This window comes from Nocardioides sp. GY 10113, assembly GCF_004919105.1.
GTDB lineage: Bacteria > Actinomycetota > Actinomycetes > Propionibacteriales > Nocardioidaceae > Nocardioides.
This window is the reverse complement of sequence record NZ_STGK01000017.1, coordinates 71,421-97,616: the sequence shown is the minus strand read 5'-3', so window position 1 is coordinate 97,616 and position 26,196 is coordinate 71,421. Positions and strand designations below refer to the sequence as shown.

Below are 26,196 nucleotides of genomic sequence, written 5' to 3'. Positions count from 1 at the left end.
GTGCTGGTGCGAGCCCTTGTACAGCACGCCCCGCATCACCGCGATGCCCTGGGAGGCCCCGAGACACTCGGAGTTCCAGACCATCTCGCCGGTCTCGATGTCGGCCGCGTAGGTGCCCTCGTAACAACCCGGCGGGTCGCCCTCGGCGGTCACGTAGGCGTTGGTGCCGTCGGTGATGATCGCCCGGGTGCGGCCCCCACAGTTGGTGTTGATCGGCTGGTCGGTGTTGGCGGACCAGTCCTGCAGCGCGCCGGTGGCGGGGTCCAGCGAGGCGACGCCGCCGGTGGCGGTGCCGTTGACCGCGTTGAAGCCACCGCCGATCAGCAGTCGCTGCCCGTTCGGGGAGGGCAGGATGCTGAGGGCGCGCGGGCTCGGTGTGCCGCTGAACGGGTTCGGCTCGGGGGCCGTCAGCGTGGCTCCGAACGAGTTGTCGAGGGCGCCCGGCGTGCCGCTGCTCGCGCCGACCGCCACGACCGAGGCGATGGTCGGCCTGTCGGCGCCGCCCACGGTCGTGAAGTCGCCGGAGAGGTAGAGGCGGTTGGCCGTCGGGCCGAGCGCGGTGACGACGCGGTTGGCGTTGGGGTTGAAGCTGGTGAGCGTGTAGTTCGACAGGTTGATCGCGGCCACCCGGCCCCGGGCGCTGCCGTTGACGCTCGAGAACGAGCCGGCCACGTAGAGCGTCTGGCCGTTCGGGGAGACCTTCAGGTCGTAGACGCGACCGTTCAGCGTGAAGTTGAACGACGTGATCAACGCACCGGTGCTGGCGTTGAACGCCGCCAGGTAGGTCCGCGACACCGCCTGGTTGGAGTTGCTGTTCGTCCCCGGTGGGCGCACCTGCGTGAACCGACCGCCGGCGAACACCACCCCGTTCGCGGTCGCCAGCGCGTCGACGGGCTGGTTGGTCTGCCACATCGAGGACGCCGTGCCGCTCAGCGTCTGGTCATTGGTCGCGGCCTGCGCCGGCGCCGGCGGCGTCGCCACCGCGGCCACCAGGCCGCCCGCGAGAAGCGCCGCGGCGCTACCTGCCAGCCTGCGGCGCCATGCTGCTCGGAGCATTATCTCTCCCCACTCATTCGTTCACCGGAACGCCACTGAGGACATGGGACCCCAAGTCAACGCTGGACAACGGTCACATTGATGGCCAGCAGCGGCATGCCCCACAAGCGGTAAATCGCCCCTCCGCTGCCCGTCCTCGCGGGGCCGGGCCCGTCGCGCCGCGGCGGGACCCCAGCGGCGCGGCGCCCGCCACGCACTGGGATCGGTCCCGCCGGGAGACGTCTGGCGCCTACGCTCGGCTCCGTGACGAACCGGGGCTGGCCCGCGCACCGACCCGCCGCCTGGCTGGCCGGCGCCCTCGGGTGCGCGCTGCTGACCGCGACGGCGTGCGGGGTCCAGGACGAGCAGGAGCCCCCCGCGTCCACGACGCCGATCACCCCGTCGCCGACCGCGGAGGTAGCCGACGGACCGACGACGGTGCGGATCGAGGCGCGCGGCGGCGAGCCCGTCCAGGTCGGCTCTGCCGACGTCGACGTCACCGTCGCCACCCTCGCCGGCGGGGAGGTCACGGCGGCGAAGGCGCCCGAGGGGGTGGGAGCGCTGCGCTTCCCCACCTACCGCGGCCAGGGTCGCTACCCACGAGCGGTCGTGGTGGTCACCAACGCGGGGCCGGACGACGCCCTCAACCCCGGGCAGCGGCCCTTCACCTGGGGCACGGACTTCAACGTGGCGACCGACTCGGCGGGGCGTGCTGAGGACAACGGCGACAACCTGGTTCAGCGGGGCCTGTACAGCGAACCGACGCTCTACAAGGCCGAGCTGGACCTGGGACGGCCGGCGTGCGTCGTCCAGGGCGACCTCGGCACCGTGACGGTGCGCTCCGAGGTCACCGTGATCCCGGGCCTCTGGTACCACATGGAGTGCCGACGCGAGGGCATGGAGGTCACCGTCACCACCTGGCCGCTCGCGGATCCGTCGGACATGTCGGAGCGGACCGTGGTCGGCGCGACGGGCGACGTGACACCGGCGGACCCGCGGGTTCCGATGTCGATCGGCGGCAAGGTCTCCGCCAACGGCGTCATCGTCGCGTCGGCCACCGACCAGATGAACGGCGACCTCGCGACGCCGTTCCTGGTCATCGGCAAGGGCTGACCGACGCCGCGCGGCCGGCGCTGGTGCGCCCCGGCCGCGCGAGCCGAACAGGGCGCCGTCAGGGGGACTCCGTGAGCTGACCGGACAGGTCGAAGCTCAGGTCCCGCGTCGCCCGGTAGTTCAGGTGCGTCTCCGCAGCCACCACGTTCGTGCCGTCCACCAGCAACCCGATCGGCACCTCGATCACCACCGGAGAGTTGCTGGCCGTCGTGCTGTTGCGCGCCGAGGACGCATACGTCCCACTGGTCACCGACCCGCTGGGCATGTTCGACCGCCCCACCTCGGTCCCGTTCACGTAGACCACCACACCGTCATCGGCCACCGTGGTCAGCACCAGGGCGGTCACCTTCGCACGGTCCGCGACCTGGAACTCCCGCCGGAAGTACGCCGCCAACGGCCGCTCCGAGGTCGAGGCGAACGTGTCGATGTTCGTGCCCAACCCCGAGGCACCGAACCCGAGCACACCCGCACCCTCACCCCACGAGGACGCATCGAAGCCCACCTCCGCCCACGACCCCGCGGGCGCACCCGACTGATACCGCCACCGCCACGCCGATCCCGCCGGGATCACCACGCTCTCACCGGCCGGACTCACGGTCACGTCATGGCTCACCGAGTCGGTCGCGCCCTTGTCGTCGGTCACCGTCAACGTCACCGTGTAGGTGCCCGCCGCCGCGTACGCGTGCTGGGCCTGCTGCCCGGACCCGGTCGCGCCGTCACCGAAGTCCCACGCGTAGGAGGCCACCGTCCCGTCGGCGTCGCTCGAGGCCGCGCCGTCGAACTGCGCCGTCAGCGAGTCCACGGACGAGGTGAACGCCGCGGTCGGCGACTGGTTCACGCTCACCGAGCCCGTGGTCATCACCGCGGACAGGTCGAAGCTCAGGTCCCGCGTCGCCCGGTAGTTCAGGTGCGTCTCCGCAGCCACCACGTTCGTGCCGTCCACCAGCAACCCGGTCGGCACCTCGACCACCACCGGCACGCTGTTCGCCACGTCCGTGCTGCGCGCCGAGGACGCGTACGTCCTGCTGGTCACCGACCCGCTGGGCATGTTCGACCGCCCCACCTCGGTCCCGTTCACGTAGACCACCACCCCGTCGTCGGCCACCGTGGTCAGCACCAGGGCGGTCACCTTCGTACGGTCCGCAACCTGGAACTCCCGCCGGAAGTACGCCGCCAACGGCCGCTCCGAGGTCGAGGCGAACGTGTCGATGTTCGTGCCCAACCCCGAGGCACCGAACCCGAGCACACCCGCACCCTCACCCCACGAGGACGCGTCGAAGCCCACCTCCGCCCACGACCCCGCGGGCGCACCCGACTGATACCGCCACCGCCACGCCGACCCCGCCGGGATCACCGTGCCCGACGTGGGCGCCGGGGTGGTGGTCACGTCATGACTCACCGAGTCGGTCGCACCCTTGTCGTCGGTCACCGTCAACGTCACCGTGTAGGTGCCCGCCGCCGCGTAGGCGTGGCTGGTCAGCTCCCCCACCCCGGTCGCGCCGTCACCGAAGTCCCAGGCGTAGGTCATCACCGTCCCGTCGGCGTCGCTCGAGGCCGCACCGTCGAACTGCACGGTCTGGAAGTCCGCCGTCGAGGTGAACGCGGCCGTCGGCGCCTCGTTGGTGCCCGTGCCACCGCCGCCACCACCGCCACCACCAAGGATCTCGGTGGCCAGGCGAGCGTCGTACAGCGCCTGCATCTGGTTCGCGCTCAGCACGGAGCCGAAGACGGAGGCCTCGTCGAGCGTGCCCGACAGGTTGTCGGACCAGGCACCGGACCAGATGTTGTCGCTGCCGACCCGCCAGTAGCCCTGGAAGCTCTGCGCGACGGTGTTCGCGTTCGTCCCTGCGGGGGCGCCGTCGACGTAGAGACGCATGCCGTCGGCGGGCGACATGGTGGCGGAGATGAGGTGCCACTGCCCGTCGTTGACGCTCCGCGAGCTGGTGATCCGCTGCTCCGAGCCCGAGTAGGCGCCGAACACCACCGTGCCGTCGCTGCGCAGGTAGAGCATCCGGTCGTAGTTGCTCGAGCCGCCCGAGTTCGAGCTGCTGTAGCCGATCAACCGGCCGCCCAGGGAGGACGTGGTCCTCACCCAGATCGCCAGGGAGAACGTGTCCGGCGCGGAGGTCAGCTGCGGAGAGGCGACGAAGCCTCCCGTGAACCAGCTGCTGCTGACCGCGGTGTCGGTGGTCCCGGCGAGCGCGCCCGCGGCGCCCTTGGTCAGGCTGCCGACGTACGTGCCGTCGGCGCCGGCGGGCCCGGCGTCCTTGGCGGTGCTGCCGCTGCTCTCCCCCAGCCGGTAGTAGTGCGACGGGTTCATCGAGTACACCAGGTTGCCGTACGGGTCGTCCGGCCCCGCGCCGGGCGGCCCTCCGGCCGTGACCGTGACGGTGCTCGAGCTCGACCCTGTCGCACCCGTCGAGTCCGTCACGGTGAGGGTGACGACGTAGGTCCCGCCCGTGACGTAGGTGTGCTGCGTGGTGGCGCCACGCGCGCCGCCGCCGTCGCCGAAGTCCCACAGGTAGTCGGTGATCGTGGCGTCCGTCGCCGCCGAGGCCGAGCCGTCGACCTGCACGGTGGCGCCGCTGGTCGAGGCCGAGAACGACGCGGTCGGCGGGGTGTGGCCGCCTTCGACGGCCACCACCGAGGTGGTCGCCGAGTAGTTGCCCGCCCGGTCGACGGCACGGACGAAGTAGCGGTTGGCGCCACCGAGCGGCACCGTGATCGCGGTGATGTTGCCCGTGGTCGCCGCGATCGGACGGTCGTCCCGCAGCACGACGTACCGGACGCCGCCGCCGGCGTCGGTGGACCCGGACCAGGACAGCGTCGCGGTCGTGGAGGTGGTGCCGGACACCGTCAGCGCGGACGGCGCCGTCGGCGCGGTGGAGTCCCGCTTCGGGAACCGAACGAAGCCACCGGCGAACGCCGCGGCCTGCGTGCTGGTCGCCGCCGCGACGACGTCGCCGCCCGCCCAGAGCACGCCGGTGTCGTCGGGCGTGATCGCCCAGATGCCGGTGCCCGAGCGCATCTCCAGGTTCGGCGTGAAGGACGGCAGCCGATCGCCGGTGGTGGCGTCCCAGGCGCCGAGCCACCTCAGCGCGTCGGCACCGGTCCACCCGGAGTTCAGGGTCGACCAGGTGTAGGCATCGTGGTACGACCAGTCGTCGCAGTGACACCCCGCGAAGACCGCGTTGTCGAGGTGCCCGATCGCCTGGATGTCGCCGTGCGGCTTGGCGATGTCGCCCATGGTGCGGTTCAGGGTCGTGGGGTCGAACTGGAACAGCGAGTGCTCGGAGCCGCCGACCCACACCTTGTTGCCGACCGCGTCGACGGACCGCTGGTAGTTGTTGGAGTTGCTCCAGGTCGGCGACCACGCGCGGGCGGTGGCGCCGGCGGCCGTCGAGACCGCCGCGGCCTTGATCGACACGACGTTGTTGCTGTTGGCCCGGGTGAAGTAGCCGGTGGCGTACGCCGTGCCCCCGTCCGGGGAGACGGAGACATCGGTCACCGTCGCGTTGAACGTCGGCCGCCAGTCGACGTCGGGCGTGCCGTCGGTCACCGCGACCCGGCCCAGGCCACGGGAGTAGACGAACGCGCTCCGGGTGCCGCCCGCGTAGTGGGTCACGGCCCCGGCGATGTAGAGCCAGTCGCCCGCCACGGTCAGTGCGTTGACGCGGAAGTCGCCGTTGGTGAGCCGGTTCTCGAGGGTCACGTTCCACGAGCCGTCGATCGCGCCGGTGACGGGGTCGAGGGCGACGATGCCCGTCGCCGGCTGCCCGTTGACCGAGGTGAACTCGCCGGCGGCGACCACGGCGCCGCTCGGCAGCGTCGCGAGGTCGTGCACCTGCTCGTCGAGGGTCGGCCGGAAGCTCTGCACCCACTCACCGGTGGCCACGTCGAAGGCCGCCAGGAACGGCTGGCTGACCCGCCCCGTCCCCGCGGCGTCCCGCTGGACGTAGCGGAAGTTGCCGCCGACGTACATGGTGGAGCCGGACTGGGTGAACGCCTGGACCTCGACGTTGCCCTCGGTCTCGGTGTCGCCGGCCAGACCCGAGACGCCCCACGGTGAGGCGAGCGCCCGCGAGCTCGGCAGGCTCTGCTGGGACCAACCGGCCAGGCCCGCGTCGCCGATCGCGGTGAAGGCGGCGTCGCTGGAGAGGACCTTCGGCCGGACGAAGACCTGCGTCTGCGGCAGCGCGTACCCGGAGCTGGACGCCGACCACAGGTAGGACGAGTCACTGCTGGAGCCGCCGACCGAGCTGCCGTAGCCGAAGCCGCGCCGGTAGGTGTTGGCCTCGACGGCGGTGTTGTAGACGAGGTTCTGGCCGCTCCCGGTGCCGAAGGAGGCCGAGGTACCGCCGCTGCCGGACCTGCCGCCGACCGTCCAGGTCGAGACCGGGTTCTCCGCGCCGAAGGTCCAGGTCCAGCCGGGCCACTTGGCGTACCGGACCCGCACCTCCTGGTACGACGAGCCGGAGGTGGTGGTCGCACGCCGCAGGCGGACGCCGTCGTCGAGCGCGTCCACCCGGCCGCCGTTCATCAGCGCCCGGACCGTCCTGCTGGGCAGCTGGACGGTGCTGGTCAGCGCGAGGGCGGACGGTTCCAGCAGGCCCGCCGCGTCGCCCTTGCCGTCGTAGTCGATCGTCCAGCCCTCACGGCCCTGGCCGACCAGTACCCAGCCGCCGCCGTCCGTCGTCATGTCGCAGTAGAACCGCTGCGGCTCGACCATCGCGGGGGTCAGCAGCCAGTAGGCGCCGTCGGTGGACGACGGCTGCGCCTGCTTGATCTCCCAGCAGGAGCCGGCGGCGGTGTCCGCGGACGCGCCGAGCCGCAGCACGGCGGCCGCCGCGGGGGCCAGCTGGCTGGTGACGACCGGCAGCACCAGCGCCGACGCCAGCAGGCACAACAGGACGATCGGGCGCACTCCGCGCATGGTCAAACTCCCCCGTAGAACAACGCTGTCACCGCCCCACCCACGCACGTCCGGGACGGGCCGGGAGCGGCACAGGAACGTAACGTCGGTGCGACGACCTGCACCGTGCGAACTGTGCAGACATCACCAATGTGGGGCACGTGCGGCCTCCGACGGCCACGGCAACGGCGCCCGCGCGCCTCACAGCCAGTCCGGCTCCACGCCCCAGCAAGGCAGCAGGCGCCGCAGCACGTCGCGGTCCGACGCGTAGTACTCCTCGAGCGCCGCACGGGTCTCGACCGCCAGCTCCGGCGGACGACCGGAGTCGAAGTGGCTGAGCACCAGCCGGTCGAGACCCACGACCGAGGCGTTGTAGGTCCAGCCCCAGGGGGTCATCCGCCGCGGATAGCGACGGTCCATCGACTCGGTGTAGGTGAACCGCGTCCGGTTCTTCGTGCGGAGCAGCCGCAGCCGAGGCAGCGAGTAGACACCCTTGTTCGAGACCCGCAGCTCCCCCTCGGGCAGCCGCCACTCCGGATCGACGCCGACGAACTCGAACGCCGCCCGCAGCGCCTCCGGCGAGCGCCGGATCAGGTGCACCTGCTCGAAGACCATCATCTGCTCGGCCGGGAACAGGCCGAGATAGCGCTCCAGGTGCTCGCCGTACCGACCGAAGGTCAGCACCTCGGGCGCGCGGGGGTAGTCGCTCTCCCACGCCCCGCTCATCAGCGCCTGGACGGCGTCGTCGATCGGGAGCAGCGGCACGAAGCCGTGCCGGGCGAAGTGGAAGTAGCTGGACACGGCACGGGCGATCGGGTCCCGCAGCACCACGAGCAGCCTCGCATCGGGCATCGCGGCCTGGATGCGCGCCGGGATCTCGGGGCGTCCGAGGTAGTCGGGTCGCTTGATCCCGCGCACGGTCGTCGCGGCGGGTCGCTCGAACAGCTCGGGGAGCCGGGCCACCTCGCCGGCGGAGTAGAACGGGTCCTCGAAGTGCCGGACCTCGCCGTCGGGAATCTCGATCTCCGGGTGCAGGCTCATCTGGTCCTGGAGGAACGTCGACGCCGACTTCTGCGCGCCGATCACCGCGAAGGACGGCATCCCGTCGTCGAGGCGGCTGGGGCTCCCGCTGCGTGCTGGCGACTGGTCGTTGCTGCTCATGAGGCCTCCGTCAGTGGCGGTTCCGAGGCGCGCTCGCGCTCCCCGAGGTCGAGGAGCCGGGTGCCCTGGTGCAGCAGGTGGGCGAGCCCGTCGGGAGCGATGAAGGCGGTCTCCCAGGTGCCGGCATTGCGGGCGATGGTGCACGCACGCTCGACCGTGACCAGCGCGTAGAGCGCCGCCACCGCCGCTCTGTCGTCGGCCGCGACCCCCGCCGCGACCAGGTGGTGCTCGGCGCGCGCCAGGCAGTCCGCCAGCGAGATCCGATGGACGTCGGGCGCCACCAGCCGGGCCTCGGAGAACGCCCAGTGGAGGGCGTCCAGGCCCGCCACCGCGTCCGGCTCCGCGTTCTCCCAGTCCCAGATCCAGAGCTGACCCGCGCCGTCCCGGGCCCGGTTCCACGGCGCCAGGTCACCGTGCCACAGCGTGGTCACCGGCACCGGCGACCGGAGCCGGGCCAGGGCGGCGGCAAGCGCCAGCGCCTGCTCCGCGAGCGCGCGCACCGGCCCCGAGCGGGCCGCCAGGTCCAGTCGACCGCGCACCGCCCGGAACTGCCCGGTGTGCGCGAGCGGCGCGAGGCGCACGACGGGCGCCAGCGCGTAGAGCTCCTCCGAGGTCGGCGCCGGCACGCGGGTCAACGATCCCCACGCATCGGCCGGCAGCGGCTCGGTCACGGTGACCGGGTGGCCGTGGTAGTCCAGGCGGGCGAGCACCCGCGGCGCGCGTGCCGCGCCTGGCCGACCGCCGATCTCACCCAGCACCTCACCCTCGGTGGCCACGAGGTGGTCCGTCGTCGCGTCCCAGCCGAGCTTGGCGTAGCCGACGGGCTCGCCCCGCCCGTCCACCAGGTGCAGCATCGTCTTGCGGTTGTCGCTGGTCCGGATGCCGGTGGCTGCGTAGACCTCGGTGCCGAGCGCCCGGCTCACGTGCGCGAGCGGGAGCAGGTCGGCGGTGCCGGGCGGGGCGTCACGGCGTACCTGGACGTGCACCGAGGACGCGGCCAGCGGCAGCCCCGCGCGCGCCGCCGCGCCGAGCGCGAACCTCACCGCGTTGGTGGTCGGTGTGCGCAGTCGCCGGTAGTTGGTGAGCGCCCGGCTGGTCACCGCCCGCGGGCCGCGCGGGACCAGCAGCTGCGCGGAGGTCTCCCGCGGCACCAGCCAGTACGACTCGACCGTCTCCCAATCGGCGTCCGGGCTCGGGTCGACGATCGCCCGCAGCGCCGCCGAGCGCTCGAAGGCCGGACCCCACAGCTGCTCGACGACGTGGTCGAGGGGGTGCGGGCCGACCATCACGACCAGCCGAGGCTGCGGCCGAGGTACGCCTCGAGCGCCGCGTTGTGCGGGCGGTAGAACTCGGTCAGCTCCTCGCGCACGGCCTCCGGCATGGCACCGCGGGCGCTGGCGTTGAACGTCTTGCGGGTGGGCAGGGCGACGCTCGGGATCCCGAGGAAGGCGCACACCTCGTCGAAGACACCTTGGACGTCGGTGTACATGTCCTCGCTCCTGACCACCATCAGCTGGTCGCGCGGGAAGCTCTCCGTCCACGTCTGCAGCTGGGGCAGGTAGACGCCCCGCTGGCGATAGGGGTACCAGTCCCACGCGTCGCTGTGGTAGCTCGGATCCCGACGCATCCGCTCCGGCTCCCCACCGGTACGCCGCGACTCGGCCGCGAGCGCCTCGGGGAACGAGAGCGGCTCCACGCCGTTCTGGACCCGCTCCTGGTAGTGCGACCAGGCGCGCTCGACGGGATCGCGGACCAGCGCGATCGCCTTCACCGAGGGTGCCAGCTCGCGCACCCGCGGCGGGACCCGCTCGTCCCACATGTAGAAGGGCGAGGCCTCCCCGCAGACCGGACGGTAGCCCAGCTGCCGCGCGGCCCGCTCGAGGTGGGTCTCCGAGTGGAAGTGCGACCGGTACCAGGGCTCACCCAGGTGCAGGTTCCGGTAGAAGTAGTCGGTGCTCTTGCGTCCCCTCACCTGCGGGTAGAGCCCGAGCACACCGGGATGCATCAGCAGGTAGTTGAACAGCGACGTCGTGCCGCCCCGCTTGGTGCCGATCACCAGGAAGTCCGGCAACCCGCGCCGGGACGAGGTCGCCACGCCCCACCGTCGGGTCGCCCAGTTCGCGAGGTCCATCGCCCCTCGCGGCATGCGCTCTTTCAGATCCGTCAACTGTGTCATCCGATTCCGGGGAGCCCGAGCTCCCCATCCCTCCCTCGAGCGAGCGCCGCTACTACTTCGCCGTGGTGGCCTGGGGGTACGGGAAGAGCGCGACGCGTGGGTGCGCCTTGCCGTTGATCCGCGTGAACTGACCGCCGGCGACGATGCCGCGCTGGGAGGCGGCGATCGCACGCACGCCCCAGAAGCCGTTGAACTTCGGCTGGAAGGCCTTGCGGATGGCGCCGGTGCTCAGCTTGACCGCCAACAGCCGCAGCTTGTCGTTGCCCTGGTAGGCACGGTGGAAGCCGACGTAGACGATGCCGCGCGCGACCTTGACCGCCTGGCCGTCGCCACCGAACTGGACCCGCCACTTCGGGTTGCCGGTGGAGGAGTTCCACGCCACGACCTGGTTGCCCGCACCCGAGGTCGCCTCGCCGCCGACCGCCGCCACCACGCGCTTCTTGGTGGCGTCGAGCGAGAACACGATGGCCTCGGTCGGCGTGCCGGACACCCCGGGGAACCGGAACGTCGGTCCGGTGAGCGCTCCGCTGGCGGTGCTCACGGCCCCGAGGCCGGCCCGCACCGCGCCGTTGAGCTCCAGGAAGTTGCCGCCGACGTAGAGCCGCTTGCCGACGACGTCCAGGGCACGCACGGTGCCACCGGCGGAGGCGTCGAAGTTGGTCGCGACCGCACCCGTGCCGCCGTTCACGGCGACCAGGCGGTCGTGGGCACTCTCGACCGTGAAGAGGTCGTCGGCGGTGCGCGCGGCGTACTGGAAGTCCCCGCCGACGAAGAGCCGACTGCTCCGCCGCGCGAGCGCCCGCACGGCGCCGCTCGTGGCCAGCTGGAACGACGGGTCGACCTTCGCGCCCGACGTGGTCAGGCGTGCCACGTTGGTGCGCTCGACGCCGTCGACCTTGTCGAAGGAGCCACCGACCCAGACGTAGTTCTTGGTCGCGGCCAGGGCGAACACCGGACCGGTGACACCTGCCCGCCAGCCGCCGAGCGGCTGGCCGGTCTTCAGCGAGAAGGCGGCGAGGTTGCGGCGGGCGACCTTGCCACCGTGGCCGTCGACCGCGTGGGTGAAGTCACCGCCGACGATGAGCATGTTGCCGGTGACGGCGAGTGCGTAGACCGGGCCGTCGACGCCCCACTGCTTCGTCGCCGGGGTGGCGAGGGCGTACGGGGACGGGGCCTTCTTCCGCTTCTGGCTCTGTGCGGCGTCGGCAGGGAGACCGGCGGTCACCACCAGCGCCACGCAGAGCGCGACCAGGGCAGCGAGCCGGGCGCGCCCGGCGGGCGCGCGGAGCAGGGAGGTCATCGGACGATCCCCTCCACCTCGGTGGCGGGCCAGACCTCGTCGGCGATCTCGCGGGTGCTCCGGATGTGTGCGGCCGACGAGGCCCCGAACACCACGGACTCGATCGCCGGGAAGTCGGCGACCCACTCGAACGCCTCGCGGGGCGAGACCGCGCCCGAGGCGAAGACCGACATCGCGATCGCCCGGAAACGGCGCTCCTGCAGGGCGCTGCGATAGCTCTCCGAGCCCCCGGACATCCGGAACTCGAGCTTGTTCATGTTGCTGCACACGATCGGGTTCTCGATCCCGACCCGGTCCAGCGCGTCCAGCAGCCGCACCAGGTTCATCGTGATGTACCCGGGCTCGGCCCCGTAGTTCTCCCGCACGTGGCGGGCGAAGACCGCGAACGCCTCGTCGAAGCCGAGGCCGAGCAGCAGGTCGACGATCACGTTCTGCAGGAAGATGACCGGGGTGCTCGCGCCGCGGAACATGCTCATCTCGGCGTCGATCAGCATGGTGATCATGCTCTCGACGTCCTTGCGCGCCACCGCGCGCCCGCCCTTGAACGCCGTCGCGACGACGCCGTCGTCCGGCAGGAACCGGCGCAGGGCGCCGATCATGCCGTAGTCCGTCACGGCGTTGGCGTACTTGTGCGCGTACGGCATGCACGGGTAGAAGGTGAACTCCGGATAGCGGTCCGGGTTGGCCCGCACCACGGCGACGATCTCAGCGACGCGCTCGTGGGTGGTGCACATGAACGTGCGGATGCCCTCGTCGTACGCGGCGTCGAGCACCGCCATCACGGCGTCGAGATCCTGGAAGCGCATCGCCTGGGCGCGCGCCTTCTCCTCGGACATGTGGTTGACCCCGAAGAACTGGTTGTCCCCGAACAGGAGTCTGTCCATGACTCCCCGGTCATGAATACTGATCGTCACTGTCCTCGTGCTCCCCATGATTGTCGGATCCTTGCCAGCCCGCGGCGCGTTCCGCCTCGAACCTTCATCCCGTGCCCGCGCAGCCGGTCGGCGCGCGTCGGACCTACCACTGCCGGACCCCGAGCACTCCCCGTACCCGCCGCGCTGCCGGCCCCGATGCCGCCGTCCGCGTCGGCCAGCAGCATCTCGATGACGCGATCCGCCACCGCCGCCGAGCCGAACGAGTTGAGCCCCCCGGGCTCGCCGGCCGCGAGCTCGCCGAGCGCGCTGCGGACGAAGTAGTCCAGCTCCGCGCTGTACTCCTCGCCGCGCACGTAGAACCACACCGCGGGGGTGAGCTCGGTCGTGTACTTCACGTTCCACCCGACGCGGTAGCCGTCCGGCACCGGCGCGGTGTCGCGCAGGTAGACCTGGCACTCCTGTCGATCCACCGTGATCCGACCGTGCGTGCCCCACAGGGTCACCCGCGTCGTCATCTTCCGGTAGGACTCGTCCGACCAGTTCACCGACAGCTGCGCACTGCCTCCGGTGGCGTACTCCAAGGTGGCGTAGACCTCGTCCTCGGTGTCCGCCGAGAAGATCCGGCCGAGCGTCGTCCCGCGTACGCCGGTGGGCTCGCCCAGGAACCAGGTGAGGAGGTCGAGCGGGTGGGCGGCGTAGTCGTAGAGGCAGCCACCGCCCTCCGAGCGTCGGGAGCGCCAGGTGCCGCCGCGCGGCTTGAGGACCACCGGGCCGTAGGCCTCGGCGAGGGCGTGGTGCACCGTGCCGATCGCTCCCTCGGCCACCAGTCGGGCGGCTTCGGCGAAGGCCGCGACGAACCGGTTGTGATACCCGACCTGGCTGGTCAGGCCGCGCTCCGCGGCGAGGGCGGCGAGCTCCTCGGACTGGCCGGCCGACAGCGTCAGGGGCTTCTCGCAGAAGACGTGCAGCCCGCGTTCCAGGGCGGCGCGGACCATCGGGTAGTGCGCTTTGGTCGGTGTGGCGATGACCACCGCATCCAGCTCCACCGAGTCCAGCATCGACGCGTAGTCCGTCGCCGACCGCATCCCGGTGTGGGTGCCGAGCACATCGAGGACATAGCCGTTCGAGTCACACACGACCTCGATCGAGACCCTCGGGTGCGCGCCGAGGATCGCGAGATGCGAGAGTCCCATCTTCCCCACACCCACGACGGCGACGCGCAGCGTGCTGGTCGGTGCCGGGTCGTGGCCCGCGGTCCCGGCGCCCGGGTCGAGGGAGGTCGTCATGACGTCATCTCACCGGCCGGACCGAAATGTCGGGTCCCGTTGGGTCCGGCGTACCCCATTTGAGGGGTGCGTGTGACGCGGGTCACTGCGGGGCGTTCCCGCGACGCCTCACGGACGCCAACTCGTCCAACCGAAGTCGCCGCCGGTCCACCAGGCAGTAACCTGCGAGCACCAGGCCTGAGAGCAGCACCGCGACCATGAGCTGCAGCTCGCCCTGGCCTGCCACGAGCACTACCGCCAACGACGGCACGGCTACGCAGCCCATCACGGCGGCCGCGGTACCCGCGATCGCACCGAGCGCCGGCGACACGCCGATCCCCCGACGCACCTGCCACGCAGCCAACAACGTGTCGAGCGCCATCGAGAGCGCCCAGACACACGCGGCGCCGTCGATCCCCGCACGCGGGATCACCACCAGGTTGGCGCCGACGTTGAAGCAGACCACGACGAACTTGTTGAACGCACCCCAGCCGCTGCGCCCGCTCATCAGCAGCAGCGATTGCACGTTGCCCGCTGCCAGCACCACGATCGAGCCCAGGCTCAGGATCACCATCGGCGTGACGCCGTCCCCGAACCCCGGGCCGAGCCACCCCAGCACCGTGGGCGAGAAGACACCCAACGTCAGGTAGATCGGTGCCCCGAGCAGCAGGACCCAGCGTGCCGTTGTGGTGTACAGATCGGCCACCTCGGCGCGGCGGCCCTCGACCAGCAGCGCGCTGAACCGCGGCGCCACCACGATCCGGAGCGCCGTCATCGCCACCACGCCGGCCGCGACGAACCGGGAGGCCGCGCCGTAGACGCCGGCGGCGACCGATCCGAGCAGGGCGCCGACCAGCAGGACGTCGATCCAGATGATCGTCTGCTCCATCGCCGCCATCACCGTGCGCGGTCCGGCGAACCCCAGGATCTGGCGCAGCAGCGCACGGTCCGGGAGCCAGCCACCAGCGGCGCGTCGCGACGGGTGGCCGACCATCCGGAGGAGGATCACCACCGCGAGCACGGCTCCAACCAGGCAGCAAGCAGCCCACACCCCGGAGATCGCCAGTGCGCCGCCGCCGAACGCGACCACCAGCACCAGCGAGATGGGCCGCAGCGCCGGCACCAGCACGTTGCCGATCGCGTTGAAGGCGGCCACGCCGCCGAAGGCCCGCGTCGCGGCCAGCGCCACCATCATCAGGCTGGCCGCGGGCAGGAAGACCACAGCGATCGTGATCGCGTCCAGCACCTCCGAGTCCCGCGAGCGCAGGAAGGCCTGCCAGACCACGAGCCAACCCAGCACGCCGGCCAGCGGCACGGCCAGCGCGAGGCCGCAGGTGCCGGCCAGCGCGGCCCGCACGCGGGCCGGGTCCTGGCGTGACAGGCGCGGCAGCAGCCACACCGCGGTGGTGTCCAGCCCCAGTCGACCGACCGCGAGCGCGATGGTGAAGGTGGCGATGGCCTGCAGCACCACACCGGCGCCCTGCGGACCGACCAGGCGCGCCAACAGCAGGTTGAAGAGGAAGCCGCAGAGCGCCGAGACGGCGGCGCCGACGAAGGTGATCGCGCCGCCGCGGGCGGCGCGTCCCAGTTCCGTGGTGCGGCCGCGCGTCCCCGGGTGGGAGACGACGTCAGACACCGTCGGCCGCGAGCGCGACGCGGGCCTCGCCGGCCACCCGCCGACCGGCGCCGCGCTCCACGCCCCGGCGTCGCGGCCCCCGGGCAGCGAGCAGGGTGCCGAGCATCGCCGCTCCGACGCCGGCGAGGTCATCGCTCAGCGCGCGCACCGCCCCCTGGGTGGTCCGCCGTGCCTCCACCACCGCGACCGCCGAGCCCGTGCGTCGAGCCGCCGCGAGCACCGCGGCGCGGGAGGCGCTGGAGGGCATCGCCACCAGGACGCACGCGGGGGGCTCCTCGGCTGCGCCCTCCTTCGTCCCCGCCGCCGACGACGTGCCGGAGGGGGTCTCGGGCCCGAACCGCAGGGCGAGCCTGCCGACCTGGGGCACCGGGCTCGGCACCGTCACTCCGCCGTGCTCGTCGGCGAGCTCGCGGGCGAACTCCTCCTCGCCCTCGGCCAGCACCACGACCACCGCGGCCTCCGCCGACGACGCCAGCCCGAGGGCCAGGTTGATCGCGACGGTGGGACGCTCCTGCGAGGTCAGGTCGACGACGGTCGTCGCCCGCTGGCCCGTGGTCGGCGTCGCCAACAGGCGTTCCGCCGCGCGCCAGTAGCCGTCCAGGTCGGCGATGGAGGCGGGCACCGCACGGGTCGGGTCGGAGAGCCGGGCCAGGAGCGGCCCGCCCCGGGCCTTGGTGACATCGTGCGCGGTCGCCACCCGGCGGTCGAGGGCGTTGACGACGAACGCGGCGATCAGGCCGAGCACGACGCCGGCCGCTAGGCCGATCTGCACGATCATCCGGGTGTGCGGCTTCACGCCGACCGTCGTGTCCCCTGCCTCGGTGATGACGTAGCCGCCGGAGGTGTCGATGCTGTTCATCGCGCCGACCTGGTCGACCAGCGTGCCCAGCTGCGCCTCAAGGACGGTCCGCCGGCTCATCGCGACGGCGTGCGCGGCGCTGCTGGCAGGCGACGAGTCGAGCGCCTCGTTGACCTTCGCGAGCTCCTTGTTGACCTCGTTCTGCTTCGTGGTGAGCCGATCGCTGATGCGCTGCACCTTGCCCTCGGCCACCTGCGTCCGATAGTCGACGATCGCGGTGCTGACCGCGTCCGCCCCGGTGAGCGCGCCGTCCAGCGTGGGCGCGGTGTAGGTGATCCGCGCGACCGTCGTGTCGGGCAGGACGGTGACCGTCGTGGCCCGGCGGACGTCGGCGACGGTGGCGCCGTCGCCGATCTCCCCGGCGGCGGCCGTCAGCACCGCGGAGGACTTGGCCAGCTGCACCTCGGTGGCCGGGTCGATCAGGCCCGACGCGGCGCGCTGGGTGTTGAACGGCTGGTCGGCGATCACGCTGAGATTGACCTGGGCGGTCGCGGTGTAGGTGGTCGGCGTCAGCGTCGCGTAGACGCCCGCGAGCACCGTCGCGAGCATCGTGACCGCGAGTACCACCTTCCACCGCGTCTTGACGATGGCCCAGTAGCGCCCCAGATCCAGCGAACCGCTGTCAGGCGACTCGGTCACTTGCACCCCCTGGAGAAATGTTTCCGAGCGAGCCCCCAGGATCACCGCTCTCCCTAGACTGAGAGATCACGTGGACGACGGCTTACCGCAAATGGGGGGGACTCCCTGGTGTCAACGACTTCCGAGGATCGGGCCGTCGCGACCATGCGGGCGGGGGCGACGTCGCTGCCCGTCTGGCCGGTGGCGGCGTACTTCGGGTTGACCCCCTTGTGGTGGGCGCTGGGTCTCCTCGACATGGTGCTCATGCCGCTCGCGGTGGCGATGGGCGCGCTGCTGGCCGCGCGGGGCAACGTCCGGGTGCCCCGTGGCTTTGCGCTGTGGCTGCTCTTCCTGGTCTGGATGGGCTGCTCCATCGTCATGGTCGACACCCCCAACCACATGGTGGCGTTCCTCTACCGCGCCGGGATCTACGTCGGCGCCACCGTGCTGTTCCTCTACGTCTACAACCTGAGCGGACAGAACGTCGGACGACGGGTCGCGGGCATCCTGACGATCCACTGGCTCAGCGTCGTCGCCGGCGGCCTGGCCGGCATCGCGCTGCTCGGCAGCGTGGTGAGGACCCCGACGTTCTACGTCCTGCAGGCGGTCAGCCCGGGCCTGGTGAACGTCGACTTCATCAACCACATGGTGGTGAGGCGCTTCGCGCAGTACAACCCGGACTCCTACCTGGGCGTGGCGGGACGACCGAGCGCGCCGTTCCTGTACGCCAACAACTGGGGCAACGTCTACTCGTTGCTGTTACCGGTCGTCATCGCGTACATGCTCACCCTGAACCGGCGCGGAGAGCGCCGGGACCGCGTCGTCTTCTGGACGCTGGCCGTGACCATCGCGATCTCGGTGGTGCCGGCGTCCTTCACGATGAACCGCGGGATGCTGATCGGCCTGGGCCTGGCGGCTCTCTACGTCTCGGTCCGGATGGCGATGCGCGGCAACCTGCTGGCGGTCGTGGTGATCCTCGGAGCCGCGGCGATCGGCGGCCTCGCCTTCCAGCACCTCGCCGGCGACCGGCTCGAGACCCGACTCGAGGGCTCGGGCACCGAGACCCGCGGCTCCCTCTACCAGCAGTCGCTGGACGCGGTGCCCGAGTCACCGATCTTCGGCTATGGCGTCCCCATCGCCAGCGACAACCCCGACGCCCCGCCCGTCGGCACTCAGGGGCAGTTCTGGATGGTGCTCGTCTCCCACGGGCCGGTGGCCATCGCCGCGTTCATATCGTTCTTCCTCCTCGCCTGGTTCCGGTCCAGACGGCTCTGGGACCCGGTCGGGCTGGTGACCTCCACCCTGTGCCTGGTCGCCTGCGTGGAGCTCGGATTCTACGGCGTGGTCCCGTACGGGCTGCCGATCATGATGACGATTGCCGCGCTGGCCCTCCGCGGCTGCACGCGGCCCGCGATTCATCGCGCGCCAGAGGAGGACCCGCCAGAGCGCTTCGGCCCCGCGGCTCCGGCCCTGCCGGCGGTCAACGGCCTGTCCAGCGACGGTGCCCGATGAGGCCCACCCTGCTCGTCGCCTCCCCCGGGGGGCACCTCGACGAGCTGATGATCATGGTCGACCTGCTCGGGGTCGACACCAGCAACGCCGTCTGGGTCACCGGCCGCACCTCCCAGTCCGAGTCGCTGCTGGCCGACCGCGAGGTGGTCTGGGTGCCGCGGGTCGGCTCCGGGCAGATGTGGAAGGCGGCCGCCGGGCTGCCCGCCGCGCTCCGCCTCCAGCAGCGGATCAAGCCGGAGCTGCTGGTCAGCACCGGCGCCCTCTTCTCCACGCCGCACCTGCTCGCCGCCACACTGCGCGGTTGCGAGACCTGGTTCGTCGACAGCGCCACGAGGGTGCTCGGGCCGTCCTCGACCGGCAGGTTCGCCCAGCGCCTGACCCGCGCCCGGCTCTTCGTGCAGGGCGAGGGATGGGGCGACGACGCGTGGACCCCGGTGCCGAACGTCTTCGACGCCTTCGAGGCGCACCCGCAGCCCGGGCCCGTCGACGCCTCGCGGCTGCGCACCGGCGTCGTCTCGCTCGGCACCGAGCTGTGGCCGTTCGACCGCGCGGTCGAGAGCTGCCGCCGGGTGCTGGCCGGGCTCGACCTGCGGTGGCAGACCGGGACCACCGAGGCGTACGCCGACGACGGCTCGCCGCTCACCCGCTGGATGCCGGCCACGGAGCTGCACGCCGCGTTCGGCGAGGCCGACGTGGTGGTCACCCACGCCGGCGTCGGCTCGGTGCTCTCGGTCCTCCAGCACGGCAAGGTGCCGGTGATCCTGCCGCGTCGCGCCAGCCGGAGCGAGATGGTCGACGACCACCAGCTGGAGTTCGCCGCGATGATCGACGCCAAGGGCCTCGCGGTCTCGGTCGATCCCGACGACCTGACGCTCGACCACGTGCTCACCGCCGCCGGCCTCGCCGCGCGCCGCCGTCCGGCGACCGCGACGGCAGGGGATCAGATTCCGCGCCCGCGACGCTGAATCTCCGAGACCACCCACGGGACCGAGACCAGACGAAGCGAGACGGCCAGCGCCAGCCACGCCTTGACCTGGATCGGCTCGTACCGCACGGCTCTGCCCACCCACGTACGCGCCTCCGACCCGTCACCGTCCGCCGCGTGCGCGAACGCGATCTGGCCTGCGATGCGGCCGTGGGCCTTGCGGTCGGTCTGGAAACCCGGGTGCTCCGCGCAGAGGTACTCCAGCCCTTCGGCGTACGCGCCCCAGCGTCCGAAGAAGTAGGAGTCCTGGGACCACGTCACCGACACCAGGGGCTCGTTGGCGACCGGGATCGGCGCGATCCACGCGCTGCGCAGGAGCAGGTCGTAGTCCTCGCCGTAGCTGCCGGGCAGCTCCTCGTCGACCAGCCCGAGGCCACCCAGCATCGCCGCCCGGCGCAGCACGAAGGTGCTCGAGTGCAACCCCGCCATCCGGTCGCGCAGCAGCTCGGCGTGGGTCACCAGGTCGGTCGGCACCGGACGGTCGTGCTGGTGCTCGCCGTCGTCGAAGACCGCCGCCGTGCCGACCAGCACCGACCGCGGCGACTCGTCGAACAGCGGCATCTGGGCCGCCAGCTTGCCGGGCAGCCAGTAGTCGTCGTCGTCGAGGAAGGCGACGAACTCGTGGCTCGCCTCGAGGATCCCGGTGTTGCGCGCGCCGGCCAGGCCGCGCGATCGCTGGTTGGCGACCACCCGGAGGGTGCGACCCTCGGGCACGTCCACCTCGGGGGCCTCGATCTCGCAGGCGTCGAAGACGACGATCACCTCGATCTCGCCGTCGTACTCCTGGGCCAGCACGCTGGCCACCGCCCGACGCATCAGCTCGGGTCGGTTGTGGGTGGGCACGACGACGCTGACGGCTGCGGGGCGTGACAAGTCGGGACCTCCTCGAGACGAGAGGGTCCAACCTGCGCGAGCGCCTCGGGCGCCCGGAGGAACTCGGCACAACATGCCTGATTTGAGGGACCTGCCGCGGCGCTCGCAGGTACCGGACCATCGGGGCCCGCATCGCCCGACCGCGGGTCAGTCCAGGCTGACCCGCTCGCCGAGGCGCGGCACCACCGCCATGACCTCGAGCTCCCTCGAGATCCGGTCCGCGAGCGCAGCGCTGGAGTCGGGCTCCCCGTGGACGACGTAGACCACCTCCGGCCGGGTGGGCGCCCCGGCCAGCCAGCCGAGCAGCTCCTCGGCGTCGGCGTGCACCGAGAACGTGGCATCGTCCACGATCTCGGCGCGGACCGGCACGTAGTGACCGTGGATCTTCACCTGGCGCGCCCCCTCGGCCAGGTCCCGGCCCCGGGTGCCGATCGCCTGGTAGCCGGTGAGCACGACGCAGTTGCGGCGGTCCGGCAGCTGCTGGGCGAGGTGGTGGATCACCCGACCGCCCGTGGCCATCCCCGACGCCGACACCACCACGCACGGCACCGTCGGCTGGTTCAGCCGGCGCGACTCCTCCGCGTCCGCGACCCCGCGCACGTGCATCCCGTCGATCGCCTCCTGGAGCTCGACAGCCTCCGGTCGCAGCTGCGGCGACCCGCGGTCGATCGCGTGACGATAGACCTGCAGGGTGGCGAGCGCCATCGGGCTGTCGACGTACACCGGCACCCGCGGCACGGCGCCGGAGCGCATCAGCCGGTACAGCTCCAGCAGCACCAGCTCGGTGCGGTCGACGGCGAACGCCGGGATCAGCACCGACCCGCCGCGCGCGATGGTGCGCCGCACCGCCGGACCGAGCACGTCGCCGCTCGGCGCCGGGTGGCGCCGGTCGCCGTAGGTGGACTCGATGACGACGGTGGTGGAGGCCAGCGCGGGCGGCGGAGGCAGCAGCAACGGGTGGCTGGGGCGCCCGAGGTCCCCGCTGAAGGTCACGGTGGCGCCATCCACGGTGAGGTGCACGGTCGAGGAGCCCAGGATGTGACCGGCGGGTCGCAGGACGGCGCTGGCACCGGTCCCGAGCCCGACCTCCTGGCCGTGCGGGATCGGCGTGACCAGCCGCAGGGTCTGGTCGACGTCGTGCCCGTCGTACAGCGGCAGCGCCGGGTGGTGCCGGGAGAACCCCATCCGGTTGGCGTACTTCGCGTCCTCCTCCTGCAGGTGCGCGCTGTCGCGGAGCACGATCTCGATCAGCGCGGCGGTCTCCGGCGTGCAGACGATCGGTCCCGAGTAGCCGTCGCTGACCAGTCGCGGCAGGTAGCCGCAGTGGTCGAGGTGCGCATGGGTGACCACCACGGCGTCGAGGTCGGACGCGGGGATCTCCGAGGGCTCCCAGTTGCGCCGCCGCAGCGAGGAGAGGCCCTGGTAGAGCCCGGCGTCCACCAGCAGGCTCACGTCGTCGGACTCCACCAGGAAGCGGCTGCCGGTGACGCTGCCGGCCGCGCCGAGGAAGGTGAGCGCGGGTCGCCGCCGTGGCGCCGGGGACATCTGGTCCGCCCCGCTCAGGCCGGGAGCAGCCGCCGCCCGGTCAGCTCCTGGATCTCCAGGAGCACCACCAGGGTCCGGCGCCCCTCGGCCCACGGCAGCAGCCGTTGGGACGCCGGGTGGTCGGCAGCGTCGACCCACCTGGAGTGGCCGCGCGCGAGGACGCTCCAGCCCGACTGGTTGTAGGTCTCGTAGTCGTCGATCTCGAAGGAGGCCGGCGTCGACTGCAGGTGGTGGGCGATGTTGGAGTTCGGTCCGAGGCGGAGCAGCAGGGCGTCGCCCTCCATCGTGTAGTTGACCGGCACGACCACCGGCGCCCGACCGTCACCCACGCTGTAGGCGACCCGGCCGACCTCGTGGGCCGCGAGCAGCTCACGGCAGTCCTCCTCGGGGATCTCCCTGATGTGGCTGGGGAACCATCGCTCCGGCTCGGTCATCACGACTCCTCGCTCGCGGCTCTTCTCGTCCTGTGGGTCCACCCTTCCGCGAACCGGTCGCCGCGCCAAGGGGCAGATCATCGTGGCCCGCGGGACCAAGGTCCCCCGGCCCGGCTCCGGGCACGACGGCTCAGGGGCGGAGGCTCGCCCGGTGGTCGGTGGGCCACGGCCGGACCGACCCACACTGCCAGCGGACACGAGCCCCGACAGTGGCTAGCGTGGCGTCATGGCAGCGCCCTCCCTGGTCCTGGTGCTCAACGCCGGCTCGTCCACGCTGAAGTACCAGGTGCTCCATCCGGGCTCGGGCGACTCGCTGCTGCGCGGCGTGGTGGAGCGGATCGGCGAGGACGAGGTGCCCGACCACGGAGCCGCGCTGGGCGTGATGCAGGCCGCGCTCGACGACCGCGGGATCGGCGCCGACGCGCTGCTCGCCGTGGGCCACCGGGTGGTGCACGGCGGACCGCGGCTGGGCCAGCCGACGGTGATCGACGACATCACCCTCGCCGAGATCGAGATCCAGGCCCGCCTCGCGCCGCTACACAACCCGCCGGCGGCAGCAGGCATCCGCAGCGCGCGCCACCACTTCCCCGACGTACCCCAGGTGGCGGTCTTCGACACCGGGTTCTTCGCCGACCTGCCCGCGCCCGCGGCGACCTACGCCATCGACGCCGAGCTCGCCGGCCGCGAGGGGATCCGGCGCTACGGCTTCCACGGGATCAGCCACGAGTACGTCGCCGCCGCGGTCGCCGACTTCCTCGACCGACCGATCGGCGACCTGGACCAGATCGTGCTGCACCTCGGCAACGGCGCCTCCGCGTCGGCCATCCGCGGCGGTCGGCCGGTGGAGACCTCGATGGGCCTGACGCCGTTGGAGGGCCTGGTGATGGGGACCCGCGCCGGGGACCTCGATCCGGGCGTGCTGCTGCACCTGCTGCGGCACGGCAACCTCGGCGTCGACGCCCTCGAGGACCTGCTCCACCACCGCTCCGGCCTGAAGGGGCTGTCCGGCCACGGCGACTTCCGCGACCTCCACGTGGCGATCGACGACGGCGACCAGGGCGCACTCGCCGCGCTCCAGGTCTACTGCCACCGCGTGCGCAAGTACGTCGGCGCCTACCTGGCGGTGCTCGGCGGCGCCGACGTGATCACGTTCACCGCGGGTGTCGGCGAGCACGACGACCGGGTGCGCGCCGACGCGCTGGCGGACCTGGAGCCGCTCGGGATCGTGCTCGACCCCGAGCGCAACCACGCGGCCACGACGGGGCCGCGCCGGATCAGCGCCGACGAGTCGCCCGTCGCGGTGCTGGTGATCCCGACCAACGAGGAGCTCTCGATCGCCCGCCAGGCCGCGTCCCTGCTCGCCGCCTCCTAGGCCCCACGACCGGAGACCCTGCCGACTCGCGCCTGCGCGACGCGCTCGCGCCGTCCAGCTCAGAAGTCGGCGCTGGTCATCGCCGAGGCGCTGACCGACGGCGAGTGCTCCTCGTCGAGCTCCTCCCCGCCCGGCTCCCACCGCCAGTCCCGCACCTCGGGCAGGTCGTCGCCGTGGTCGCGGGTCCACTGCCGCGCCCGCCGTCGGGTGTCGACCATCTCCTGGCGCAGCGACGCCGCGCGGGAGCGCAGCCCCGGGGTGCGGTCGATGACGTCCATGACCAGGTGGTACCGGTCCATGTCGTTCATCATCACCATGTCGAACGGCGTGGTGGTGGTGCCCTCCTCCTTGTAGCCGCGCACGTGCAGGTACTCGTTGTTGGCCCGCCGGTAGGTCAACCGGTGGATCAGCCACGGGTAGCCGTGATACGCGAAGACCACCGGGATGTCGACGCCGAAGAGGTTGTCGTAGTCGCGGTGCGGCAGCCCGTGCGGGTGCTCGGTCTCGTCCTGGAGCCGCATCAGGTCCACGATGTTGACCACGCGGATCCGCAGCTCGGGCAGGCGCTCACGCAGGATCTTGACCGCGGCCAGCGTCTCCAGCGTCGGCACGTCGCCGGCGCACGCCATCACCACGTCGGGCCGGCCCTCGTCGTTGGAGGCGAACTCCCAGATACCGGCGCCCCGGGCGCAGTGCAGGTCGGCCTCCTCACCGGTCAGCCAGTCGAACGACGGCTGCTTGCCCGAGACCACCACGTTGACGTAGTGCTGGCTCTCCAGGCAGTGCTGCATCGTCGAGAGCAGGGTGTTGGCGTCCGGCGGGAGGTAGACGCGGACCACCTCGGCCCGCTTGTTCACCACGTGGTCGATGAATCCCGGGTCCTGGTGGGAGAAGCCGTTGTGGTCCTGGCGCCACACGTGCGAGGAGAGCAGGTAGTTCAGGCTCGGGATCCGGGGACGCCAGGCCATGTCGCGGGTCGTCTTCAACCACTTGGCGTGCTGGTTGAACATCGCGTCGATGATGTGGATGAACGCCTCGTAGCAGCTGAACAGCGCGTGGCGACCGGTCAGCGTGTAGCCCTCGGCCCAGCCCTGGCAGGTGTGCTCGGAGAGGATCTCCACGACCCGGCCGGCGCGGGCCAGGTGCTCGTCGGTCTCGACGATGTCGCCGGCGAAGACCTTGTCGGTGACCGCGTAGACCGGGTTGAGGCGGTTCGAGGCGGTCTCGTCCGGGCCGAAGATCCGGAAGTTCGTCGGGTTCTCGCTGACCACGTGCACCAGGTAGTCGCCCAACACCCGGGTCGGCTCGTGGATGGTCGCCCCCGGCGCGGGGACCTCCACGGCGTGCTTGCGGAAGTCGTCCATCTTCAGCGGCTTGGTGAGCAGCCCGCCGTTGGCGTGCGGGTTGGCGCTCATCCGCCGGTGCCCCACCGGCGAGAGCGCCTGGAGCTCCTCGATCAGCACGCCGTCGGCGTCGAAGAGCTCGTCGGCCTGGTAGGAGCGCAGCCACTCCTCGAGCTGTCCGCGGTGCTCGGCGTTGTCGCGGGTGCCGGCCAGCGGCACCTGGTGGGCACGCCAGGTGCCCTCCACCGGCACGCCGTCGACCACCTTGGGGCCGGTCCAGCCCTTCGGGGTGACCATCAGGATCATCGGCCAGGGACGACGCTCGGTGTCTCCGTCCTCCCGAGCCGCGCGCCAGATCTCGCTGATCTTGTCGTGCGCAGTGTCCATCGCCGCCGCCATCTGGCGGTGCACGTCCGCGGGATCGTCGCCCTCGACGGTGAGCACCTCGTGGCCGTAGCCGCGCAGCAGGCTCTCCAGCTCCTCGCGGTGGATGCGGGCCGGAACGGTCGGGTTGGCGATCTTGTAGCCGTTGAGGTGCAGGATCGGCAGCACGGCGCCGTCGTGGATCGGGTCGACGAACTTGTTGGCGTGCCAGGAGGCGGCCAGCGGGCCGGTCTCGAACTCGCCGTCACCGACCACCGCGGCGACCACCAGGTCGGGGTTGTCCATCGCGGCGCCGTACGCGTGGGAGAGGACGTAGCCCAGCTCGCCGCCCTCGTGGATCGATCCGGGCGTCTCGGGCGCCACGTGGCTGGGGATCCCGCCGGGGAAGGAGAACTGGCGGAACAGCGCCTTCATCCCCGCCTTGTCGAAGCTGATCCGGGGGTACAGCTCGCTGTAGGTGCCCTCCAGCCAGGCGCACGCCACCGCGGCCGGCCCGCCGTGGCCCGGTCCGGCGAGGAAGATCGCGTTCACGTCGCGCTCGCGGATCAGCCGGTTGAGGTGGGTGTAGACGAGGTTGAGGCCCGGCGTGGTCCCCCAGTGGCCGAGCAGCCGCGGCTTGATGTCCTCGGCCGCCAGCCGGCGTTCCAGCATCGGGTTGTCGAGCAGGTAGATCTGCCCCACCGAGAGGTAGTTCGCCGCTCGCCACCACGCGTGCAGCGCGGCGAGCTCGGCATCGGTCAGCGTGGTCTCGGTCATGAGGGGCTCCCACCGTGTCGGCTGTGCAGCAACCAACGTGCC

General features: G+C 71.9%; 17 protein-coding genes and 1 pseudogene. 4 read left to right on the top strand and 14 right to left on the bottom strand.

The window, feature by feature from the left end:
* Positions 1–1,056, bottom strand: a pseudogene (locus E8D34_RS17845) (hypothetical protein); the annotation flags it as partial.
* A gap of 243 nt (positions 1,057–1,299) precedes the next feature.
* Between E8D34_RS17845 and E8D34_RS17840 the strand changes: the two are divergent.
* Positions 1,300–2,148 (top strand): hypothetical protein, encoded by an 849-nt coding sequence (locus E8D34_RS17840; protein ID WP_136596016.1) that lies wholly within the window; start codon positions 1,300–1,302, stop codon positions 2,146–2,148.
* Between the two features lie 58 nt (positions 2,149–2,206).
* Here the strand turns inward: E8D34_RS17840 and E8D34_RS21430 are convergent, their stop codons facing one another.
* The 9 genes from E8D34_RS21430 to E8D34_RS17795 form a co-directional block, all read right to left on the bottom strand.
* Positions 2,207–7,081, bottom strand: coding sequence for a PKD domain-containing protein (locus tag E8D34_RS21430; protein ID WP_136596015.1), 4,875 nt, complete (start codon positions 7,079–7,081; stop codon positions 2,207–2,209).
* A gap of 180 nt (positions 7,082–7,261) precedes the next feature.
* Positions 7,262–8,221 carry a sulfotransferase domain-containing protein gene (locus tag E8D34_RS17830; RefSeq protein ID WP_136596014.1) on the bottom strand — a complete coding sequence of 320 codons (960 nt, stop codon included), beginning with the start codon at positions 8,219–8,221 and terminating at the stop codon, positions 7,262–7,264.
* Positions 8,218–9,507 carry a hypothetical protein gene (locus tag E8D34_RS17825; RefSeq protein WP_136596013.1) on the bottom strand — a complete coding sequence of 430 codons (1,290 nt, stop codon included), beginning with the start codon at positions 9,505–9,507 and terminating at the stop codon, positions 8,218–8,220. Before E8D34_RS17825 ends, E8D34_RS17830 begins: the two co-directional genes overlap by 4 nt.
* The gene (locus E8D34_RS17820; protein WP_206056785.1) at positions 9,507–10,316 is read right to left on the bottom strand and encodes a sulfotransferase domain-containing protein; all 810 of its coding nucleotides are present in this window, start codon (positions 10,314–10,316) and stop codon (positions 9,507–9,509) included. The genes E8D34_RS17825 and E8D34_RS17820 overlap by 1 nt, the downstream gene beginning before the upstream one ends.
* A 133-nt stretch (positions 10,317–10,449) precedes the next feature.
* A complete protein-coding gene (locus E8D34_RS17815) occupies positions 10,450–11,697 on the bottom strand; it encodes a delta-60 repeat domain-containing protein (protein WP_136596011.1) in 1,248 nt (415 codons plus the stop codon).
* Positions 11,694–12,581: a hypothetical protein gene (locus E8D34_RS17810; protein ID WP_136596010.1), complete on the bottom strand. Its 888-nt coding sequence runs from the start codon at positions 12,579–12,581 to the stop codon at positions 11,694–11,696. The genes E8D34_RS17815 and E8D34_RS17810 overlap by 4 nt, the downstream gene beginning before the upstream one ends.
* Positions 12,582–12,607: 26 nt before the next feature.
* A complete protein-coding gene (locus E8D34_RS17805; RefSeq protein ID WP_136596009.1) occupies positions 12,608–13,858 on the bottom strand; it encodes a Gfo/Idh/MocA family oxidoreductase in 1,251 nt (416 codons plus the stop codon).
* A gap of 82 nt (positions 13,859–13,940) precedes the next feature.
* On the bottom strand, positions 13,941–15,473 hold the full coding sequence (locus tag E8D34_RS17800; protein ID WP_168929505.1) for a flippase: 1,533 nt from the start codon (positions 15,471–15,473) through the stop codon (positions 13,941–13,943).
* Positions 15,466–16,971, bottom strand: coding sequence for a Wzz/FepE/Etk N-terminal domain-containing protein (locus E8D34_RS17795; protein ID WP_168929504.1), 1,506 nt, complete (start codon positions 16,969–16,971; stop codon positions 15,466–15,468). The genes E8D34_RS17800 and E8D34_RS17795 overlap by 8 nt, the downstream gene beginning before the upstream one ends.
* 108 nt (positions 16,972–17,079) lie before the next feature.
* On the opposite strand from E8D34_RS17795, the gene E8D34_RS17790 reads away from it, so the two are divergent.
* Together E8D34_RS17790 and E8D34_RS17785 are read left to right on the top strand one after the other, a co-directional pair.
* A complete protein-coding gene (locus tag E8D34_RS17790; RefSeq protein ID WP_136596006.1) occupies positions 17,080–18,462 on the top strand; it encodes a hypothetical protein in 1,383 nt (460 codons plus the stop codon).
* On the top strand, positions 18,459–19,427 hold the full coding sequence (locus tag E8D34_RS17785) for a glycosyltransferase (RefSeq protein WP_136596005.1): 969 nt from the start codon (positions 18,459–18,461) through the stop codon (positions 19,425–19,427). Before E8D34_RS17790 ends, E8D34_RS17785 begins: the two co-directional genes overlap by 4 nt.
* Here E8D34_RS17785 and E8D34_RS17780 read toward each other — a convergent pair.
* The 3 genes from E8D34_RS17780 to E8D34_RS17770 form a co-directional block, all read right to left on the bottom strand.
* A complete protein-coding gene (locus E8D34_RS17780) occupies positions 19,403–20,320 on the bottom strand; it encodes a glycosyltransferase family 2 protein (RefSeq protein WP_168929503.1) in 918 nt (305 codons plus the stop codon). The two genes, E8D34_RS17785 and E8D34_RS17780, sit on opposite strands and share 25 nt — an antisense overlap.
* 147 nt (positions 20,321–20,467) lie before the next feature.
* Complete coding sequence (locus tag E8D34_RS17775) at positions 20,468–21,865, bottom strand: MBL fold metallo-hydrolase (protein ID WP_136596003.1); 1,398 nt, start codon at positions 21,863–21,865, stop codon at positions 20,468–20,470.
* Between the two features lie 14 nt (positions 21,866–21,879).
* A complete protein-coding gene (locus tag E8D34_RS17770) occupies positions 21,880–22,299 on the bottom strand; it encodes a pyridoxamine 5'-phosphate oxidase family protein (protein WP_168929502.1) in 420 nt (139 codons plus the stop codon).
* Between the two features lie 226 nt (positions 22,300–22,525).
* On the opposite strand from E8D34_RS17770, the gene E8D34_RS17765 reads away from it, so the two are divergent.
* On the top strand, positions 22,526–23,671 hold the full coding sequence (locus tag E8D34_RS17765; RefSeq protein WP_136596001.1) for an acetate kinase: 1,146 nt from the start codon (positions 22,526–22,528) through the stop codon (positions 23,669–23,671).
* A 59-nt stretch (positions 23,672–23,730) separates the two neighbouring features.
* Here E8D34_RS17765 and E8D34_RS17760 read toward each other — a convergent pair whose 3' ends face one another.
* Positions 23,731–26,154: a phosphoketolase family protein gene (locus E8D34_RS17760; RefSeq protein ID WP_136596000.1), complete on the bottom strand. Its 2,424-nt coding sequence runs from the start codon at positions 26,152–26,154 to the stop codon at positions 23,731–23,733.
* Positions 26,155–26,196 lie beyond the last annotated feature (42 nt).